An 18,044-nucleotide genomic window follows, 5' to 3' on the forward strand; every position below is an offset into this window, starting at 1 on the left:
AAAAGGTCTTTTTATGTGATAAAAGTCATACAATCTAAATTTATGGTAAATTATTGTTATTTATTATTTTGCAAGATGCTTCTTAACTTAGTATTTTATTATAGTTAGATGCATTTTTATTAAGTAGGTTGCGAAAACAATAAATCGAAGAACTAGGGCAAAAGTTATTAATAAAGATATAATATTTATTTATAACTGTAAGATTTTTAAATAGTTGTATTAGTTTTTAGGTGGGTGAAATATAATAGTAGTGAAGTTAATTATTGTAGAAAAAACAATAATTATGATGTAATAAAGGGATTTAATTATAATACATACTTATATCGTATTTAGATAAAAGGCTAATTAATGCATTTTAATAGTAAGTATAAATACTTGTTTCCTGAAGTTGTAGGAATTGAGATGTTTTAATCTAGATCAAAGAATATTCTGAAGCCTTATTAGATAGCTCCATTAGATTTTTTACTTTGAGTTTTTTCATTAAATTAAATCGATGAACTTCGGCAGTTCTTTTGCTAATATTCAGCGTTTCTGCAATTTCTTTGTTTCCTTTTCCAGTTAATAATAGTTTAAGAATTTCTCTTTCTCTTCTGGTAATCATTGTTTCTTCACCCGAAGATTGTCTTAAATCAACATTGAAATTGTTATGAAGTAACTGTTTGATTAATATTGCCGATACATCACCGCTAAAGTATTTACCGCCCATAGCGACAGTATGTAACGCTTTTAAAAATTCTTCTTTGCTGGAGCCTTTTAATAAATAACCATCTGCACCTGCCTTAATAGATTTTAAAACATATTCTTCAGATTCATGCATTGTTAATATGATTATTTTAACAGATTGATTCTGATCTCTAAGTTTTTCTACTACTTCGATGCCATTTAAGTGTGGCATTCTAATATCTACTATAAGTAAATCGGGTTGTTTGTCTATAACAATTTCCAGGGCTTCTAAGCCATCTGCTGCTTCCCCAACAACCTCAATATTAGATTCGTTTTTTAATAATGATTTAATGCCATCCCTTACAAATACATGGTCATCTGCCAGAACAACGCGAATGATATCTGCCATTTTACTTAATTTACAAATTAGGATTTACGTATATTCTGCTAGATTATTATGCTAATATACGTAATTCTTAATTTTTTGAGATGATATTAATTTAAAAGTAAAATTGTACGGTAGGAAAATGATAAATTATAAGCCTAAAGAAGTTTTAATTAATTCGAGATTTTCTTTGCTGTAGTTTATTTTTAAGGCTTCCTGATGTCCTTTATCCGACATTTTATCCCAAGTTTTTTTTATGATGTTTTTTAGTTTTTCTTCATCGTGTTTATGCACAAACGGATCAAGATAATATTCTAAAAATACGAGACAAATTACATCTTCTAACAATTGGGTTTCAGCATCTTTTTTAAGTAATTTTTTTTCGATTAAAAAAGAAACGCGAGCTATAAATTCTGAATTATAACCTGCTTTTTCTAAAATTACAGCAGTTGTTTTGGCGTGAAACTTTTTTAAATCTTCTCTCCATTTTAAGTACCCCACACGATCCATTGGATAAGATTCGCGGGCAACTTTCCATCTGCAAATATGTTGCGCTTTAGAAGCAATTTGTACCTCTTCTGAAGCTTCTGGATGAAATTCCATCAATTTTGCATACATCCTGTTAGAGTAAAGTAACTCTTTAGGATATGTCGTGTTATTATCGGTTTCATGATTTGGATCCTGAGCATTTTCGGCATCAATCCATTCGCTTGCTTTTTGAAAAGGTGTTGTCATTTATAAGGAGATATATACAACCAAAGATACATAATTTAAGATATATAAATAATCTAAAAGTCAATAGGAATCGTACTAGCAGTAGTACAAATGAGTTAGCGCTTTATTACAGCTGATTGTTGCACTTATTTTTTTATTGTAAATTAGCTAAAAATCTATTTTATTTATTAAAGAAGTTAACATCTTTAAATTTAGGATGTTAATTTAAAATTACACACATGAAAAAACTTTTACTATTAGTCTCGGTCTCAATTTTGTCATTCAGTTGTAAAACGACAGTAAAGCCAAAACCTTTAACACAACCAAAGGAAGAAAACCCCGCATCTATGAATACAAATAATGCAGACGAATATGATGGTTCTACGTTTTTTAAGGCTACTGGAAATGAACCTTTTTGGGGCTTAAAAATAGGTAAAGAAAAAATTACGTTTACCTCGTTGATTGAAGGATTAGAGGAAGTTAGTTCTCCTTATATAGAGCCTATTAGAGCGATGGATACAAATGTTAAGTTGTATCGTTTTAATACAAAAACAGGTAGTATGAGTATTACGATTCAGCAAATGGATTGTACGGATACTATGTCGGGAGATAAATCGCCTTATAATGTTAAAATCGAAATCACAAATAATAGCGATGGTAGCGTAAAAAATATCGAAGGTTGCGGAAGATATATTACTGATTATCGCTTACATGATATCTGGGTTTTGGAGCAATTAAATGGAAAAAAAGTTGCTGTAGCTGATTTTCAAAGAGAACTACCTAGAATTGAAATTTATAGTGCTGAGAATAGATTTTTAGGCTTTGCAGGATGTAATCAGGTTAACGGAAGTATATTTTATGAGAAAGATTTATTACGTTTTACAAATGTAGCTTCAACGTTAATGGCATGTAGTGGTAACAATAAAGAAGATGAGTTTTTGCAAGCGCTTCAAAGTACTACAACTTATACTGTAGCCAATAATAGATTATCATTGTCTAATCCGTCTGGATTGCTTTTAGTTTTCAGAAAAATTGACTAAGGAAGGTCCAAAGGTTCAGAGCTTCAAAGGTTCTGAGGCACTAAGGTACTGAGATTAAAAAAGACAAGCTACATAATTATGTGGCTTGTCTTTTTTAACTATGTTATGAATTCATTTATATATAAAATAGAGTAAATACTCAATGGGATTTTTCATAGTCTTGTCACGTGAATAAAGAGTTTCGCAAACAGTTAACCAAACGATATTGAGTTACTAGTGTAGTTATTTCTACGTCAGGTTGACTTGAAGTAATTCCTCAGAGCCTTTGTTTCTTTACGACTCTGAAGCTCTTTTATCTCAATTTCTTAGAACCTTAGAACCTTTGCATCTTTGAACCTTAGAGCTTACTCTAACTCTTCTGTTTGATCATCTACAAAGTCCAATTCTAATGCTCTTACGGTTTGGACTGCGTTTCCGGCGATACCACGTATAGAACCGTACATTCCCAGGGTATTATTGACTACTTTTTCTATTTGTTTCTCACGTTGTTTCCAGATACGTTGCATGGCTCTTTTTTCTGAATCTAAATCGCTTTGCATTTGTGTAAATCCTTCTACTATACCTTCTATTTGTAAACGGAATTCGTTGCTGGTTAAGAAATCGTATAACATGGCCATTTTATCGCCTTTGTTTTCCTGTGCTTGTACTGCTTGGCTCACTTGTATTAGGGATTGACGCAAAACAGCGCTTAATCCTTTAAATTCATCATAAGTACAAATCCAGATTCCGTCGCGCATTCCCATTCGGTCCATTCCGGTTGGCATTACTTCGGTAACAAGAACTCCAATATTGGCTTTTTTATCTCGAATGTCGTTTTTAAATTTTTCAATCCAAGCAGGTTGAAAGGCTTTTGTACGCTTGCTTTCGTAATATATAGAACCACAATTTTGTAATTCGCGTGTATTTACTATTTGCAAACAATCGGCTCCATTGGCTCCTTTTTTAACTTCGTCGATACTGTCTAAAGGAAAATTAGAAGCTAGCCATTCTTCAATTGCTAATTCCATTACTTCGCCTTGCAATTGCATAGAACCTTGTTCCTGCTTGCGTTTCATTTCTTCGATAAGCTTTTTTTGGTCGTCGGATTGTTTTTGGTATTCTTTTATTTTTAACTCGTTTTTTTCTTCTTCTTGTTTACGAATTTTATCGCGTTCCAGAACTAAAGTTGCGTTGAGTTGTTTTTGAGATTCAGCTTCGATTGCTTCTTTTATTTCCAGTTTTTCACGCTGAAGTTTAGCAATCTCGCCTTCCATTTTATTTAGTTCGCGTAATTTTTCTGATTTTTCCGAAAGTTCTTTTTCCATCGAAAGCAAACGGTCTTTGTTTTCTTCGTTTAGCTTTGTTTTTAGTTTTTCGGTGATTTCTTTTTCAGCTATCTTTTTTTCTCGGTCTAAGCGTTCTGTAAAAAGTTCGTTTTCTTGCTTTTTCTTGGCTTCAAATTCTGCTTTAGCTTTTTCGAATTGCTCGTTTTTAAGCTCCAGTTCTTTTGATTGTGCTGTAGCTTTTTGCTGAAATTCTTTACGGATGCTATCTTCCAATTGATGTTTTAGGATATCATTTACATCGATTGTTGTTCCGCAATTTGGACACTGAATTGAAGATTGCTCAGCCATTTTGTTTATTTTTTATGGGGTAATATTATTTTCTGCTAAGGTATTTAAAAGTTAGCGATATGCATAATGTTTTATAGCTTCAGTAATTTTATTTGGGTAAATAATCTTGCTTGTGTTTCGTATTTTGACTTTATAATTTCTTAATTTTTACGCCGAATAAAGTGATGTTCTGGGGAATTATAATAGGATTTAATTCTTTGGCTTGAGCCAAAAAATATTTTAGATGACGTAGTTTTATAAATTTGGTGTGCATTGATGAATTATGAAACAAGTATTTTTGAAGTATATATCAAAAGAAGACTTTTGAAAAAAAATGTTTCACGCAGATTTGGCAGATTGAGCGGATTATTTTTTTAGCCACTCCAGATTAAAAAGATTTTAATATCTACGATTATCTGCTTAATCTGTCAAATTTGCGTGAAAACCTAAAACAAAAACTATGGAAAAATCAACTACTGCAGAAATTAGGGAACGTTTTGATAATGATGTCGAGCGATTTTCAAATTTAGATACAGGTCAATTATCTACAATTGATGCTAAAATTTCGTTGGAACTTATAACAGAAGCTTCTAAGAGAATTGTTCCTAATGCAAAAAATATCTTGGATATTGGTTGTGGTGCAGGAAATTATACGTTGATGATGCTTTCAAAAGTTCCGGATTTAAATTGCACTTTGGTTGATTTGAGTAAACCAATGTTAGATAAAGCTTATGAAAGAGTGTCTGATGAAACTAATGGAAGGGTAGAGGGGAAGCAAGGAGATATTCGCGAAGTCGAATTACAGGAAAATCATTATGATATTATTTTGGCTGGAGCAGTTTTACATCATTTGCGTGATGATCAGGATTGGGAAACTACATTTACTAAGATATTTAAACTATTAAAACCTGGTGGATGTTTTATGATTTCGGATTTAATTACTCAGGATACAGAGTTACTAAATGAATATACCTGGGAGCGATATGGAGATTATCTTGAGGGGTTAGGAGGAAAGGAATATCGCAAAAATGTATTAGATTATGTTGCCAAAGAAGATTCTCCCAGATCGATGAATTATCAGTTAGATTTAATGAAAAAGGTAGGTTTTAGGAGTGTCGAAATCTTACACAAGAATATGTGTTTTGGTGCTTTTGGCGGGATTAAATAATCTAAAAAAGGCTTTAGCAGAATCACTATAGATTCGGCTAAAGCCTTTTTTATTATTGTTATTAAACCGTTGGTTAAAATCAACGGCAAGTCATGGAAATTGATGACCTATAAATTTAAACGATATCTACAACAATTCGTCCAGTAGAAGAACCATCGCTCACTGCTTTATGGGCTTCGATGGCATTATCTAAAGTGAATTTTCGAGGATCAATAAGAGGTTTTAATTTTCCTTCTTCGAATAATTTTGCAGCTTCTGTCAGGATATCGCTGTGGTGTTTTCTTCCTTCACCACTGATTGCTGGATGCAGTACAAAAACGCCATGAAGACTTGCCGAACGTAGCGAACTTGTTGCAAGGGTATGTGTTCCGAAAGCATAACAGCTGCTAATTTGACCATAATGACGAATGGCTTTAAAAGAATCATCAAGAGATTGACCTCCAACGGTATCATATATAATATCAAAACCTTTTCCGTCTGTGTGTTGGTTTACATAATCCTCGACTTGAGTGGTTTTGTAATCAATAGGCGTTGCTCCATACGATTTTACAATATCTTCTTTTTGTTTAGAAACTGTTGCATAAACGTCTGCACCTAGAGTTTTTGCAAGTTGTACCACAATGTGTCCAACTCCGCCAGCTCCTGCATGTACAAGGACTTTGTCTCCTTTTTTTACTTTTGCTCTGTCGATTAAACCTTCCCAAGCTGTAAGTACGACTAGCGGAATTCCGGCAGCTTCTTTCATGGTTAGGTTTTTTGGTTTTATGGCTAATAAATCAGCATCGACAGCGGTGTATTCTGCTAGAGTTCCTTGAAGTCCTAAAACGCCTCCTGCTAGTCCGTAAACTTCATCACCAACTTTGAACTGGGTTACACCTTCGCCAATTGCTTCGATTACTCCCGCAAGGTCTGTACCTAAAATAGCTGGTAATACTGGTGAAGCATAGGGAGAAACTCCAATTCTAATTTTGTTATCGATTGGGTTTACGCCGCTTGCGTGTATTTTAACCAATACTTCTCCTTTTTTAGGAGTTGGTTTTTCAATATCTGTACTTACAAATTCAGATTCGTAAGTATTTATAAAAAGTGCTCTCATCTTCTTGATTATAGTATTTGCACCGTTTTGTAAACTTGAATTGGTGCTGAAAGTAAATTTTCGGTATTTGTGATGAATTCTTGTAAGAAAGGTCGATTGTCGTGTATGTCAAGATCTGATTGGTCTTTCCATTCTTCCCAAATGATAAAAACATTTTCGGCGTTGTGTAAATCGTAACGCACACAAGCGTCTTCTTTTCTGGTTTGATTTACCAGATTTTCAACCAAAGTTTTTACTTGTTCTATACTTTCTTTTTTACTTTTAATAATGGCTGTAATTGAAATCATATTTATATAGTTTTAAAAAGTTGTTCTAAATGTGTAGTATATTCCTGCTTAAAGATACCAATATTTTCGGCAGTAGCGCCTTTTTCGACATCATGAAAATGGAATCCGTCTAATTTTTCCATTCCTACAAATTTATTCATTTTATGAAAACCGAACATTACTCCATCATCTACAGATGTTTGTTCGAAGAATTCTCCGGGAAGTGTAAATGCTGCTGCGGGAGCATTCCAACTTGTGGTTAGCATATATTTACGTCCGTGTAAAAGTCCGCCAGTTCCGTAATTAATGTCTGGATTTGTTCTGGTTCTACCATCACTTTTGTAAATTCCTTTGTTGTGTCCTGCTGTAAATACGTCGTCGATGTATTTTTTGAAACCATTTGGTACCTGAAACCACCAAACGGGTGTGTGATAAATTACGACATCTGCCCAAACAAATTTTTCAACTTCTTGATCCAGATCGAATTCTTGTTTTATATCGGTTGTTTTTACTTCGTAGTTTTTACTTTTTAGGTATTCGATTGTCCAATCGGTAACGGTTTGATTGAATCTTCCTCCTGAATGAGCAAAATTTTGTCCGCCGTTAATAATAAATATTTTTTTCATCTTTTAATCTTCTAATTGCATTATTGGTTTTGTGTGAGGGGGAGCAGCGGTATCCTTTTATTTTTTTTCTTTAAAAAAATAAAAGATTTAGCGGATGACCCGACCCCGCTTTCGAGGTTTCGAGAGTGCGGGGTCACACCCAAATTTTTTTTATTTTGTTTTTGAAATTGCCTGATTAATAAAATCAAGTTCTGATGCTGATAAATCGAAATCCATTGCTTTTGCGTTAGAAATTGCTTGTTCGGCATTTCGCGCACCTGCTAAAACTATTGTAATTCCTTTTTGTAATGTTGTCCAACGTAAAACTAATTGTGCTAATGTTGCATTTTTGGCATTGGCTAATGAGCTTAGTTCTTCGACTAATGTTTTTACTTTTACGAGATCGAATTGGTTAAAATATCCATTACGATGGTCGTTGTCTTTTAGTTTACTATCGGTAAAATATTTTCCAGTAAGCAATCCTCTTTCCATTGGGCTGTAAGCAATAATACCAATGTTTTCAGCAACTGTAAGCGGAATCAAATCGGTTTCGATACTGCGATTAAGCATGCTGTAGGATACTTGATTTGATGCTAATTGTATTGTTTTCTGTGCTTCTTTAATTTGAGCTGTACTATAATTACTAACTCCGGCAGCTCTTATTTTTCCTTGTTGGATTAATAGTTCCATAGCTTCCATGGTTTCGCTAATGGGTGTTGTTGCGTCTGGCCAGTGTATTTGTAATAAATCGATATAATCGGTCTGAAGGCGTTTTAAGCTTTCTTCGACTTCTTTTATAATGTTGTTTTTGGAAGCGTATTTATATACGGGAATTTGTTTTCCGTTGTCTTCGGCATCAAAAAAGAATTCTCCTTTTCCGTTGTTGCTTCCGTCCCAAACTAGTCCAAATTTAGTTAGTAGTTGTACTTTGGTTCTGTCTTGTGTTTTTAGGGCTTCGCCAATCATTTCTTCGCTTAATCCAAATCCGTAGAATGGAGCGGTGTCTAATGTTGTTACTCCATTATCGATTGAGGCGTGTATTGATGCTATTGAATCTTTCTTTTCGTTTCCGCCCCACATTGTACCGCCAATGGCAAATGCGCCGTATGTAATTGCTGATAATTCGAGTTCTGTATTGCCTAATTTTCTATATTCCATGATGTTGTATTTTGATGCTTAAAATTTGTTTGGCAAAATTATACTGTTTTTAAGACTGTTAACTTGTATATATTTGTGTTTTTTAGGTATATTTGCAAACTGAATTAATTAAGCGGTATTATGAAGAAAGAAAATTTATACGAACCTTTTACGGTTTCTTTTGAAACTCTGCATGAATATCCTGATGTTGGAGACCGTCATAATTTCTTTGAATTGGTTTATATTTTGGAAGGAACGGGTTCGCAATGTATCAACAAGAATATTTTTGAATACGATGCTGGACATATGTTTTTACTAACTCCTGAGGATTGCCATAATTTTACGATTGAGACTAAAACGAAGTTTTTCTTTTTGAGATTCAATGATATTTATTTGAAAAATTCTAGTTTGCAGAATGAGAATATTCAGCGTTTGGAATATATTTTACAAAATGCCAATCATCAGCCTGGTTGTATTTTGAAAAATGATGCCGATAAATGTTTGGTAAAAGTGATGATTGAAGCTATTTGTCGTGAACATCAGGATAAAGATGTTTATAACAAGGAGTTGATTCAGCAATTGGTGAACACTTTAATTATTATTGTTGCCAGAAATATTGCAAAGTATTTGCCGGAGCAGGTAAATATTGGGTGTGAGGCTAAAGCAATGGATATTTTGCAATATATTCAGAATAATATTTACTATCCTGAAAGAATAAAAGCGGAATCGCTAAGTGAGTATTTTGGGATTTCGAATACCTATTTAGGGCGTTATTTTAAGAAACACGCCAATGAAACCATGCAGCAATATATTAGTAATTATAAAACGAAACTCATAGAGCATCGCTTGCAGTTTAGTGATAAACGCATTAACGAAATTGCGTATGAATTTGGGTTTACGGATGAAAGCCACTTTAATAAATTCTTTAAAAAACAAAGAGGGAATAGTCCTTCGGAATTTAGGAAAGTGATACGTCTTAATTAAATTGTCTATAAAGGAACGCAGATGACACGGATTTACAAAAAGTAAAGACACTGATTAAAACGGATTTTTTTAAACAATGATAATTCTGAAGTTTCGGATGGGTAAAAATCCGTTTTAATCCGTGTTTTCGCCTTAGCGAATCTGTTTAATCTGCGTCCCTTTCGCAAAGTGGTATATAGAATTATAACGATTAAAAAGATTTCTTAGTTTTTCTTTAAATCTTCTTCTGCTGACCAAGTTGAGAATGCTGTGTCCGCACCGCCTATTTCTATTATTTTGTCTTTATGTGTCATTACGCCCAATCCGTGTCCCTGATCCCAAGAGCAAGAAAACATATAACCAATGTATGGAATATCATCTTTAAATACGGATGTTATATAAAAAGTAGATGGAGATAATAGATCTGCGAAATCTTTTATTATGGATATATCGGGCATGAAATCTTGTTTTTCATCCTCTGGATAATCATAGATTTCTTGTAATTCGGGGTATTTACTTAAAAGCTCAGAAAGGATGCTTTCTAGAATTCTAGTCTGATTGTTTTGTAAATATTCTATTCCGTTATTGTGTTCTGTAGAATGTTCTTCAATTTCATCTGAATCCTCGTCTAATATAACGTAATCTAGTGTTTCTTCGTTTTCACTAAAAAATAACTGCCAATCTTTTAGGTTGATTGTGTTGTAATAGATTTCATCATCTTGTTCTTTTTCTGGAAGCTCTTTAGGGTTTTCAAGATGTTTATTGAAAAACTCAAAACAAAATGGCGCTCTGGTAAATAGATATTCTGGGTTTTCTTTATAGGATAAATGAAGGTATTCTAATGCTTTTTCTTCGTTACCGCATTCTAAACAACATTCGCCATTATAATAATTGTTTATGTAATCTGGGTGTTTTTGAGATAGGGAATGAAGATTCATCATATCCAGCCATCTTTGCATATTGTTGTAGTCTTGTAGTTTTATATATTCATTAATCATCCTGCCAATAAAAATACTTCCCTGATGGATGTTGTATTTTTCATCGTCAGCCTGATGCCATTTCTCTTCGATATAATTAATTAAATCCTGAGATGTTAATGTATTTTTCTTCAGTGAATACTTATCTAAAAAATTATCAATTTCTGCAATTATTTGGGATGCGTTTGACATTCTAATTGTTTTAAGTTTAGTCTGATTTTTGTACGTAAGTTACTTAGGCTATGTATAAACTAGCTATAAAGTTTCTGTAATTTGTAAAGGAAGAAATATTAGATAATCTTTTTGATAACACGCAGTTTATGAGTGTGTCTGTTTGTTTCGGGATTGTAAATTCCTAAATGGTCTAAACGGTCAATTCGTACTTTTCCACTGGCGTGAATGATGTAGTTGTTGTCCATGATTATACCTACGTGCGTGATGTTTCCTTCGTCATTGTCAAAAAAGGCTAAATCGCCTGCTTCGCTTTCTTCAATAAAACTTAAAGGAGCTCCTTCTAAAGCTTGTTGCGATGCATCGCGTTTAATTTTATATCCGTTTAACTTGTAAACCATTTGTGTAAAACCAGAGCAATCTATCCCAAAAGGAGTTTTTCCTCCCCAAAGATATGGTGCATTCTGGTACATAAAAGCGGTGTTTATTAAGCTTTTTTTAGGTTTTATACCGCTGGTTTTTGTGCCTTCAAATTCAAAATTTGAAGTATTTATCTCGCTATTGTTCAGAAAGGTTAGTGATGCACCAAGCGGAATAGGTAATAATAAATTATTTGGTGACGTGATATAGTCGATTAAATCGGCATTTAGTATTTGTGCATCCGAAGATAGTAAGTTATAATTTGCCTCGGATATTATTTGGTATTGTTTGGAATCGACCCAACCTTCGTAATCGTCGAATTGGATTTTAATTTTAGACCATTGATTTTGCTGTTCCAGAATCTCAAAGTGTTCTCCAAATAAAACTTGGGTAACGATTTCGCTTCTATCACTTGGTTCAAATCGAACAGGCACTATGGCTAGATTACAAATTCCGAACATTTAAGGTGTTTTATGAGTTAAGAATCAGGAGTTATTATTATGCAATAACTCCTGATTGATATTTATTTATGCTCTTTCGATAACAATTGCCGAAGCTCCACCACCACCATTACAAATAGCTGCAGCACCAATTTTGGCATTGTTTTGTTCTAAAACATTGATTAAAGTTACGATAATTCTAACTCCTGAACAACCTAGTGGATGTCCTAATGAAACGGCACCACCATTTACGTTTACTTTATCGTTATCTAGATCTAATATTTTTGAATTTGCTAATCCAACAACTGCAAAGGCTTCGTTGAATTCGAAATAATCTACATCGCTTATTGAAATCCCAGCTTTATCTAATGCTTTTGGTAATGCTTTTGCCGGACTTGTTGTAAACCATTTTGGTTCTTGTGCAGCATCGGCATAGCCTTTTATGTAAGCAAGCGGTTTTAAACCTAATGCAATTGCTTTTTCTTCTGACATTAATACTACAGCAGCTGCACCATCATTTATTGTTGAAGCGTTTGCAGCAGTTACAGTTCCGTCTTTGGTAAAAACTGCATTTAATGAAGGGATTTTGTCTAACTTAACATTAGTGTATTCTTCGTCTTTTGATACGATTATCGGATCTCCTTTTCGTTGTGGTACGGCAACTGGAACAATTTCTGAATCAAATTTTCCTGCGTCCCAAGCTTTTGCGCTTCTTTCGTATGATTGAATAGCAAAATTATCTTGTTCTTCACGGCTGATGTTATATTCAGATGCACATAAATCAGCGCAAACTCCCATTGCGTTGTTATCGTAAGCATCTGTCAAACCATCTTTTTGCATTCCGTCAACCATTGTAGTTGGACCAAACTTAGTTCCGTTACGCATTTGTACATAATGTGGAATCAAACTCATGTTTTCCATTCCACCAGCAACTACGATTTCGGCATCGCCACAAGCAATTGCCTGAGCACCGAACATTACTGCTTTCATTCCTGATGCGCAAACTTTGTTTACAGTTGTACAAGCTACTTCATTAGATAATCCAGCAAATAAAGCTGCCTGACGTGCTGGAGCCTGACCAACTCCTGCCTGTACTACGTTACCCATGAATACTTCATCAACTAAATTTGGGTCTAATTGTATTCTCTCTAAAGCTCCTTTAATAGCTACAGCACCTAATTTTGGGGCTGAGACTGTAGATAATCCTCCCATGAAACTTCCGATAGGGGTTCTAACGGCAGAAACAATAACAACTCTTTTGTTCATTTTCTGTGTGATTTAGTTAATGAAGCAAATTTAATGTTTATTTAAACAAATTCAAATTTTGAGTGTTTTGATTGTGTTTTTAAATTATTAGTAAAATTTATATAATTCTATTTGTTTGATAGTGAAGTGCTTTTGAAAAAAGATGAAAAAATATTGAAAAAAGTCTCCGAAATACTTGTGAGATACGGAATGATGTCTTAGATTTGCAACCGCAAAACAGAACACGTTTCTTGAGCGTTGGAGAGGTGCCAGAGTGGTAATGGAGCAGTTTGCTAAACTGTCATCGAGTGATCGGTGCCAGGGTTCGAGTCCCTGTCTCTCCGCGATTAAAATTTTGCCTTCGGGGTGTAGCGTAGCTCGGTTATCGCGCCTGCTTTGGGAGCAGGAGGCCGCAGGTTCGAATCCTGCCACCCCGACAAAAACTTTCCATTGAGTTTTAAAACAAATGGAGGCATAGCTCAGCTGGATAGAGCATACCGATTTTCAATCGGTACGGTCTTAAGGTTAAGTTGTGAATAATAAATGGAGGCATAGCTCAGCTGGATAGAGCACCTGCCTTCTAAGCAGGCGGTCGAAGGTTCGAATCCTTCTGCCTTCACACTAAAACCCGCTAAATTAGCGGGTTTTCTGTTAAAATACAAGGACGTAGCTCGACGATAGAGCATAAAATAAATGGAGGCATAGCTCAGCTGGATAGAGCACCTGCCTTCTAAGCAGGCGGTCGAAGGTTCGAATCCTTCTGCCTTCACATTAAAACCCGCTAATTTAGCGGGTTTTTTGTTTGAAATAAATGAGTGTAGAACTCAGTTGATAGAGCATCCCGATTTCCAATCGGGACGGTCGAAGGTTCGAATCCTTCTGCCTTCACACTAAAACCCGCTAATTTAGCGGGTTTTTTGTTTGAAATAAATGAGTGTATAGCTCAGTTGGATAGAGCATCCCGATTTCCAATCGGGACGTTCGAAGGTTCGAATCCTTCTGCCTTCGTACCAAAACTACTTGACGAATGGACTTTTATTTATGATTTGTAGTTCGAAACTTTAAAGCTTATCTTGCTTTAATTCAAAAATGAATATTGTTATGAACTATTTCTATATTTTATATTCAAAAGCATTAAATCAATATTATATCGGTCACACTTCTGAAGGTTTGGAAGAACGCTTACGCAAACATTTATCAAATCATTCTGGATTTACTGGAAAGGCAAAAGATTGGATTGTAGTTTATTTTGAAGAATTTGAAACTAAATCAATCGCTTATAAGAGAGAATTAGAAGTAAAAAAATGGAAAAGTAGATTAAGAGTTGAAAAGCTTATAAAAAGTAGCTTAGCTGGAAAAAACATCCCGATTTCCAATTGAGATTAATTAGTTTTTCATTGATTCACTTTTTCTACTTTCTAAAAAAAAAGAAGCTATAGATATTTACTCTTTATTGAAAAACCTAATAATTCTGTGTTTGCAAGAAAGTCCTATGGTTATATTTTTATGTCTTGCCGTGAATGATTTTAAATTGGAATCAGAATAATTTTGATTTAGCTAAAATTTTAAAGCTAAATTATTAATTAGATAAACATATAAACAAAATGATTTCAAATAAAGTAAATTCATTGTTAGCAAGGAATACTGAAAATGCTCCAAAAAGTATTGGTCCATATTCACAAACTGTAGCTTTTTCTCATTACAATAATCTTTCGGCTCAATTACCAATTGATCCAAAATCGGGCAAATTGGTAGCTGGTGGTGTAAAAGAACAAGCTGAACAGTGTTTTAAAAATATCATGGCAATTCTAGAAAGCATCGACCATGTTATGAGTGATGTGGTTAGAATCTCTGTATTTGTTACCAATATCAAAGACATTGATGTTGTAGACGAAGTTTATAAAACATTCTTCTCAACTTATGTTCCTACACGTACGGTAGTTGCTGTTGCAGCTTTACCTATAGATGCATTGGTACAAATTGAAGCGCTTGTTTCAAACGGAGAAGGGACAATCCCGAACGCACCACAAGCAGGGAATCTCATTAAACTTACCAATAATACAGCAAATGCACCAATATGTGCTTTATCTACACAAACGGTATCATTCTCTCATTACAACAATCTTTCAGCTCAATTACCTATTGATCCAAAAACGGGTAGAGTGGTAGTAGGTGGTGTAAAAGAGCAAGCTGGACAATGCTTAAAAAATATCAAGGCAATTTTAGAAAGTATCGATGTTCCTTTTGACGATATTGTTAAGATTAATATCTTCCTTAAAAACCTTTCAGATGTTGAAGTCGTAAATGAAGTTTACACAACATTTTTTCCAGATTCGGCTATCGCCAGAGCTGTAGCTTATGTTCCAGCACGTACAACAGTTGCAGCTTCTGCTTTACCGATGCATGCTTTGGTACAAATTGAAGCAATAGTGTCACACGGAGATGGTACACCTCCGCAAGCTATTGAAGACAGACATGGAATTGTCATTAAGGCAAACAATACTGAAAATGCACCAAAATGTTCTTTATCGACACAAACTGTAGCGTTTTCTCATTATAATCACATTTCGGCTCAATTACCTATTAATCCAAAAACAGGAGAAATAGTAGCTGGTGGTGTAAAAGAGCAGACTGAACAGTGTTTGAAAAATATCAAAGCAATTTTAGAAAGTATTGATCATGTTATAGATGATGTGGTTAAAGTAAATCTATTCCTTAAAAACATTGAAGATATTGATGCTGTAGATGAAGTTTATAGAACATTCTTCCCAAGTGGTATTCCTGCACGAAGAACTGTTGGTGTTTCAGCTTTGCTTAAAGATGCGTTAGTCCAAATTGATGTAGTTGTAGCAAATGCAGAAGGAACTCCTCCAAAAGCATAAACAGAGATTTGTTTTATAAAAACACGTAGTTCATCCGAAAGACCTTCTTGATTAAAATTGGGTGGGTTTAAGGTTCGAATCCTACGGTGATCACAAAAAAATCCTCAAAATTTTTGATTTTGAGGATTTCTGTTTTTATATGAGTTTTAAATTACTATTAACCTTTTACGCCTTTTAACCAATCTTTGAATTTGCTTACTTGTTCTGTTATAAAAGACTCATGTTCTTCCTCTTCTTCTTCAGTAACAGGTAAGATGTGTTCAAAGTAAGTTCCTTTTAGTACTTTACGCAATATGCTTTCTCCTAAAAAGGGTTTATTGTCATTTAGTGTTTTTGTCGCTTTTAGCAAATGACGAATATCGTATTGCAAAGGATTGATATCTGGTACTTGTTTGTTTAAATTCAATAATTCGTAAACGGCTATTCTTGCTGTTCTTACAGAACTTTCCATTGTAAAAACTACATCATTGTTGGTTTCTACAAACTGTCCAATTAACCCCAGGTTTTTGCATCCTTCTGGTACTACTCTTGGGCGGTCACCTTTGGCTCTAGGCATAAACATCGAAGTAATATAGGGCATAAAAGCTGTACGTACGATGGTGTTTTTAATAACATTATCTAACTCATCGATAATACCTGTATGGTAACATAATTCAGCAAGAATTTCATCTCCTGTACATTGTGGCATTTTCTTTTTAATGTAGTTTCCTTCCTTGTCCATAAACAATGCATAAACCCAAAGTACTAAAATATCATCTGGTTGCTCAGGGAAATGAGGTTGTCTGTTGCAAGTAAAACTCATTAACCAATTAGAATCTGTAATAGTAATAATTCCTCCGGTAACTGTTTTTCCTGAATATGGATCATTTACAGAATACTCTTTTAGTTTTTCTACTAATGCAGAAGGCTTACAAGTTAAAGTAACTGATTCCCAAGATGATTTTTCGATATTACTACAGAATTTTTCTGGATTACCAAAAACGTTAGATTTTGCAGCAAGATTCTTCCATAGTTTCCATCCTCCACTTTTTCCACTAGTATTGTTGTCTATAGTTATGATAGGAGCTTTTTTGTTATCACCATAAAAGGTGTCTTCTGTCATAGATCCTGTAGTTACAATTACATAATCATCTTTTTCAACTGGGATAATGACTTCTTTACCGTCTTTTTCTGTAATAATTCCTTTTACTACTTTTCCATCGGTATTGATATGAATATCGAGGTCGTTTATGAGAGTATTAAATTGAATACTAACTCCTTTTTCTTGTAGAAACTTGTGCAAAGGTGTTACAAAGGTGTCGTATTGGTTGTATTTTGGAAATACTAAAGATGATAAGTCATTCAGTCCATCAATAGCATGGAGGAAACGATGCATATAAAGTTTCAATTCAAGTAAGCTATGCCAGTTCTCAAAGGCAAACATAGTACGCCAGAATGTCCAGAAGTTACTACTTAAGAAAGATTCACTAAAGTAGCCTTCAATGGTTATATCGTCTAGTTCTTCTTTTTTCTTTAGCAAAAGTTTGATAATGGCTAACTGGTCTTTTTTGTTTAGACCAAATTTGCTAAAATCTTTTATTTCGCCTTTGTTATGTATAAGTCTAGCTTTGGAATAATTAGAGTCATTGTCGTTTATTAAGCGGTATTCATCCAGAACAGTATATGGAGCAGGCATTTCTAGAGCTGGAATGTCTTGGAATATATCCCAAAGGTTTTCATAAGTCATATCCATTTCCCGACCACCTCTAATGATGTAACCATCTTTAGGATTTCCGGCACCATCTAGTGAGCCTCCATCAATAGGTAATTGTTCTAGAAATATGATGTTTTTGGCGGGAACTTGTCCGTCACGAATAAAGTAATAGGCAGTTGCCATACCAGCTATTCCGCTACCTATAATGTAGACTTTACTGTCTTTATAGGATTTTGTAGGTATTCCTATGTTGCGTTGATAGTTTCCAATTTGATCTGAAAACGGCATGGACTTTTCTGGAGTATTACGTTGCTGCTCTTTGCTAGAATCGGGTTCATGATTTACTTTCCCTTTTTCTGTAGAGGCATTCAAAACTTTATCGAATTTAGATGTGATTCCTTTCATTTGATTGTTATTTTAAGAATCAAATAAAGTTAAGTATTTTCTCTTAAAAGACAATGTGAAATAAGGTTTCTCTTTCGTTAAATTTAAGCTTCTCTTCTTTTCGAACAGAACATAATCGGGCGTTTTACAAAGTCAGTTAAGGATTTGATTAATCTGATTGATATAGAAAGGATTAGTGACAT

Annotated in this window: 16 protein-coding genes and 6 tRNA genes; 11 read left to right on the top strand and 11 right to left on the bottom strand. The window is 34.1% G+C overall.

Annotation, left to right across the window (positions count from 1 at the left end; genetic code table 11):
• Nucleotides 1-412 precede the first annotated feature (412 nt).
• Together AC3IPI_RS13940 and AC3IPI_RS13945 are read right to left on the bottom strand one after the other, a co-directional pair.
• Nucleotides 413-1,072 carry a response regulator gene (locus tag AC3IPI_RS13940; RefSeq protein WP_039112831.1) on the bottom strand — a complete coding sequence of 220 codons (660 nt, stop codon included), beginning with the start codon at nucleotides 1,070-1,072 and terminating at the stop codon, nucleotides 413-415.
• A gap of 126 nt (nucleotides 1,073-1,198) precedes the next feature.
• Nucleotides 1,199-1,783, bottom strand: coding sequence for a DUF4202 domain-containing protein (locus AC3IPI_RS13945; RefSeq protein ID WP_489153428.1), 585 nt, complete (start codon nucleotides 1,781-1,783; stop codon nucleotides 1,199-1,201).
• Between the two features lie 218 nt (nucleotides 1,784-2,001).
• Between AC3IPI_RS13945 and AC3IPI_RS13950 the strand changes: the two genes are divergently transcribed.
• Nucleotides 2,002-2,802, top strand: coding sequence for an META domain-containing protein (locus AC3IPI_RS13950; RefSeq protein ID WP_489153430.1), 801 nt, complete (start codon nucleotides 2,002-2,004; stop codon nucleotides 2,800-2,802).
• 344 nt (nucleotides 2,803-3,146) lie between these two features.
• Here AC3IPI_RS13950 and AC3IPI_RS13955 read toward each other — a convergent pair whose 3' ends face one another.
• Nucleotides 3,147-4,415, bottom strand: a complete 1,269-nt coding sequence (locus AC3IPI_RS13955) for a DUF2130 domain-containing protein (protein WP_039112828.1) — start codon at nucleotides 4,413-4,415, stop codon at nucleotides 3,147-3,149.
• A gap of 439 nt (nucleotides 4,416-4,854) precedes the next feature.
• Here AC3IPI_RS13955 and AC3IPI_RS13960 point away from each other — a divergent pair, with 439 nt between their 5' ends.
• Nucleotides 4,855-5,562, top strand: coding sequence for a class I SAM-dependent methyltransferase (locus tag AC3IPI_RS13960; RefSeq protein WP_489153433.1), 708 nt, complete (start codon nucleotides 4,855-4,857; stop codon nucleotides 5,560-5,562).
• A gap of 115 nt (nucleotides 5,563-5,677) precedes the next feature.
• Here AC3IPI_RS13960 and AC3IPI_RS13965 read toward each other — a convergent pair whose 3' ends face one another.
• From AC3IPI_RS13965 to AC3IPI_RS13980, 4 genes are all read right to left on the bottom strand, one after another.
• Complete coding sequence (locus AC3IPI_RS13965) at nucleotides 5,678-6,658, bottom strand: zinc-dependent alcohol dehydrogenase family protein (RefSeq protein ID WP_489153435.1); 981 nt, start codon at nucleotides 6,656-6,658, stop codon at nucleotides 5,678-5,680.
• A gap of 8 nt (nucleotides 6,659-6,666) precedes the next feature.
• Complete coding sequence (locus tag AC3IPI_RS13970) at nucleotides 6,667-6,945, bottom strand: putative quinol monooxygenase (protein WP_489153437.1); 279 nt, start codon at nucleotides 6,943-6,945, stop codon at nucleotides 6,667-6,669.
• Between the two features lie 2 nt (nucleotides 6,946-6,947).
• Nucleotides 6,948-7,550 (bottom strand): NAD(P)H-dependent oxidoreductase, encoded by a 603-nt coding sequence (locus AC3IPI_RS13975; RefSeq protein ID WP_489153439.1) that lies wholly within the window; start codon nucleotides 7,548-7,550, stop codon nucleotides 6,948-6,950.
• A 150-nt stretch (nucleotides 7,551-7,700) separates the two neighbouring features.
• Nucleotides 7,701-8,687 (bottom strand): aldo/keto reductase, encoded by a 987-nt coding sequence (locus AC3IPI_RS13980; protein ID WP_489153441.1) that lies wholly within the window; start codon nucleotides 8,685-8,687, stop codon nucleotides 7,701-7,703.
• Between the two features lie 120 nt (nucleotides 8,688-8,807).
• Between AC3IPI_RS13980 and AC3IPI_RS13985 the strand changes: the two genes are divergently transcribed.
• Entirely contained in the window at nucleotides 8,808-9,650 is an 843-nt protein-coding gene (locus tag AC3IPI_RS13985; RefSeq protein ID WP_489153443.1) for an AraC family transcriptional regulator, read from the top strand.
• A gap of 203 nt (nucleotides 9,651-9,853) precedes the next feature.
• Here the strand turns inward: AC3IPI_RS13985 and AC3IPI_RS13990 are convergent, their stop codons facing one another.
• From AC3IPI_RS13990 to AC3IPI_RS14000, 3 genes are all read right to left on the bottom strand, one after another.
• Nucleotides 9,854-10,798 (bottom strand): DUF6985 domain-containing protein, encoded by a 945-nt coding sequence (locus AC3IPI_RS13990; protein ID WP_489153445.1) that lies wholly within the window; start codon nucleotides 10,796-10,798, stop codon nucleotides 9,854-9,856.
• Nucleotides 10,799-10,896: 98 nt separating this feature from the next.
• On the bottom strand, nucleotides 10,897-11,658 hold the full coding sequence (locus tag AC3IPI_RS13995) for a C40 family peptidase (RefSeq protein WP_086895075.1): 762 nt from the start codon (nucleotides 11,656-11,658) through the stop codon (nucleotides 10,897-10,899).
• Nucleotides 11,659-11,724: 66 nt separating this feature from the next.
• On the bottom strand, nucleotides 11,725-12,903 hold the full coding sequence (locus tag AC3IPI_RS14000) for an acetyl-CoA C-acyltransferase (RefSeq protein ID WP_489153447.1): 1,179 nt from the start codon (nucleotides 12,901-12,903) through the stop codon (nucleotides 11,725-11,727).
• 239 nt (nucleotides 12,904-13,142) lie between these two features.
• On the opposite strand from AC3IPI_RS14000, the gene AC3IPI_RS14005 reads away from it, so the two are divergent.
• The 8 genes from AC3IPI_RS14005 to AC3IPI_RS14040 all read left to right on the top strand — a co-directional run bounded on the left by AC3IPI_RS14005 (nucleotide 13,143) and on the right by AC3IPI_RS14040 (nucleotide 15,764).
• Nucleotides 13,143-13,226, top strand: a tRNA-Ser gene (locus AC3IPI_RS14005).
• A gap of 18 nt (nucleotides 13,227-13,244) precedes the next feature.
• Nucleotides 13,245-13,319, top strand: a tRNA-Pro gene (locus AC3IPI_RS14010).
• A gap of 108 nt (nucleotides 13,320-13,427) precedes the next feature.
• Nucleotides 13,428-13,501 (top strand) — tRNA-Arg (locus tag AC3IPI_RS14015).
• Between the two features lie 76 nt (nucleotides 13,502-13,577).
• Nucleotides 13,578-13,651: transfer RNA gene (locus AC3IPI_RS14020), tRNA-Arg, on the top strand.
• 44 nt (nucleotides 13,652-13,695) lie between these two features.
• Nucleotides 13,696-13,770, top strand: a tRNA-Gly gene (locus AC3IPI_RS14025).
• Nucleotides 13,771-13,814: 44 nt separating this feature from the next.
• Nucleotides 13,815-13,890, top strand: a tRNA-Gly gene (locus AC3IPI_RS14030).
• Nucleotides 13,891-13,983: 93 nt separating this feature from the next.
• On the top strand, nucleotides 13,984-14,262 hold the full coding sequence (locus tag AC3IPI_RS14035) for a GIY-YIG nuclease family protein (protein ID WP_489153449.1): 279 nt from the start codon (nucleotides 13,984-13,986) through the stop codon (nucleotides 14,260-14,262).
• A 224-nt stretch (nucleotides 14,263-14,486) separates the two neighbouring features.
• The gene (locus tag AC3IPI_RS14040) at nucleotides 14,487-15,764 is read left to right on the top strand and encodes a Rid family detoxifying hydrolase (RefSeq protein WP_489153451.1); all 1,278 of its coding nucleotides are present in this window, start codon (nucleotides 14,487-14,489) and stop codon (nucleotides 15,762-15,764) included.
• Nucleotides 15,765-15,921: 157 nt separating this feature from the next.
• On the opposite strand, the gene AC3IPI_RS14045 is transcribed toward AC3IPI_RS14040, so the two are convergent.
• Complete coding sequence (locus tag AC3IPI_RS14045; protein WP_489153453.1) at nucleotides 15,922-17,862, bottom strand: oleate hydratase; 1,941 nt, start codon at nucleotides 17,860-17,862, stop codon at nucleotides 15,922-15,924.
• Nucleotides 17,863-18,044 lie beyond the last annotated feature (182 nt).

The sequence above is a fragment of the Flavobacterium sp. GL_143 genome, assembly GCF_057834355.1.

Excerpts from the sequence above, each read along its gene's own strand:
- AC3IPI_RS13940 (WP_039112831.1), bottom strand. The coding sequence starts at position 1,072 with ATGGCAGATATCATTCGCGTTGTTCTGGCAGATGACCATGTATTTGTA.
- AC3IPI_RS13945 (WP_489153428.1), bottom strand. The coding sequence starts at position 1,783 with ATGACAACACCTTTTCAAAAAGCAAGCGAATGGATTGATGCCGAAAAT.
- AC3IPI_RS13950 (WP_489153430.1), top strand. The coding sequence starts at position 2,002 with ATGAAAAAACTTTTACTATTAGTCTCGGTCTCAATTTTGTCATTCAGT.
- AC3IPI_RS13955 (WP_039112828.1), bottom strand. The coding sequence starts at position 4,415 with ATGGCTGAGCAATCTTCAATTCAGTGTCCAAATTGCGGAACAACAATC.
- AC3IPI_RS13960 (WP_489153433.1), top strand. The coding sequence starts at position 4,855 with ATGGAAAAATCAACTACTGCAGAAATTAGGGAACGTTTTGATAATGAT.
- AC3IPI_RS13965 (WP_489153435.1), bottom strand. The coding sequence starts at position 6,658 with ATGAGAGCACTTTTTATAAATACTTACGAATCTGAATTTGTAAGTACA.
- AC3IPI_RS13970 (WP_489153437.1), bottom strand. The coding sequence starts at position 6,945 with ATGATTTCAATTACAGCCATTATTAAAAGTAAAAAAGAAAGTATAGAA.
- AC3IPI_RS13975 (WP_489153439.1), bottom strand. The coding sequence starts at position 7,550 with ATGAAAAAAATATTTATTATTAACGGCGGACAAAATTTTGCTCATTCA.
- AC3IPI_RS13980 (WP_489153441.1), bottom strand. The coding sequence starts at position 8,687 with ATGGAATATAGAAAATTAGGCAATACAGAACTCGAATTATCAGCAATT.
- AC3IPI_RS13985 (WP_489153443.1), top strand. The coding sequence starts at position 8,808 with ATGAAGAAAGAAAATTTATACGAACCTTTTACGGTTTCTTTTGAAACT.
- AC3IPI_RS13990 (WP_489153445.1), bottom strand. The coding sequence starts at position 10,798 with ATGTCAAACGCATCCCAAATAATTGCAGAAATTGATAATTTTTTAGAT.
- AC3IPI_RS13995 (WP_086895075.1), bottom strand. The coding sequence starts at position 11,658 with ATGTTCGGAATTTGTAATCTAGCCATAGTGCCTGTTCGATTTGAACCA.
- AC3IPI_RS14000 (WP_489153447.1), bottom strand. The coding sequence starts at position 12,903 with ATGAACAAAAGAGTTGTTATTGTTTCTGCCGTTAGAACCCCTATCGGA.
- AC3IPI_RS14035 (WP_489153449.1), top strand. The coding sequence starts at position 13,984 with ATGAACTATTTCTATATTTTATATTCAAAAGCATTAAATCAATATTAT.
- AC3IPI_RS14040 (WP_489153451.1), top strand. The coding sequence starts at position 14,487 with ATGATTTCAAATAAAGTAAATTCATTGTTAGCAAGGAATACTGAAAAT.
- AC3IPI_RS14045 (WP_489153453.1), bottom strand. The coding sequence starts at position 17,862 with ATGAAAGGAATCACATCTAAATTCGATAAAGTTTTGAATGCCTCTACA.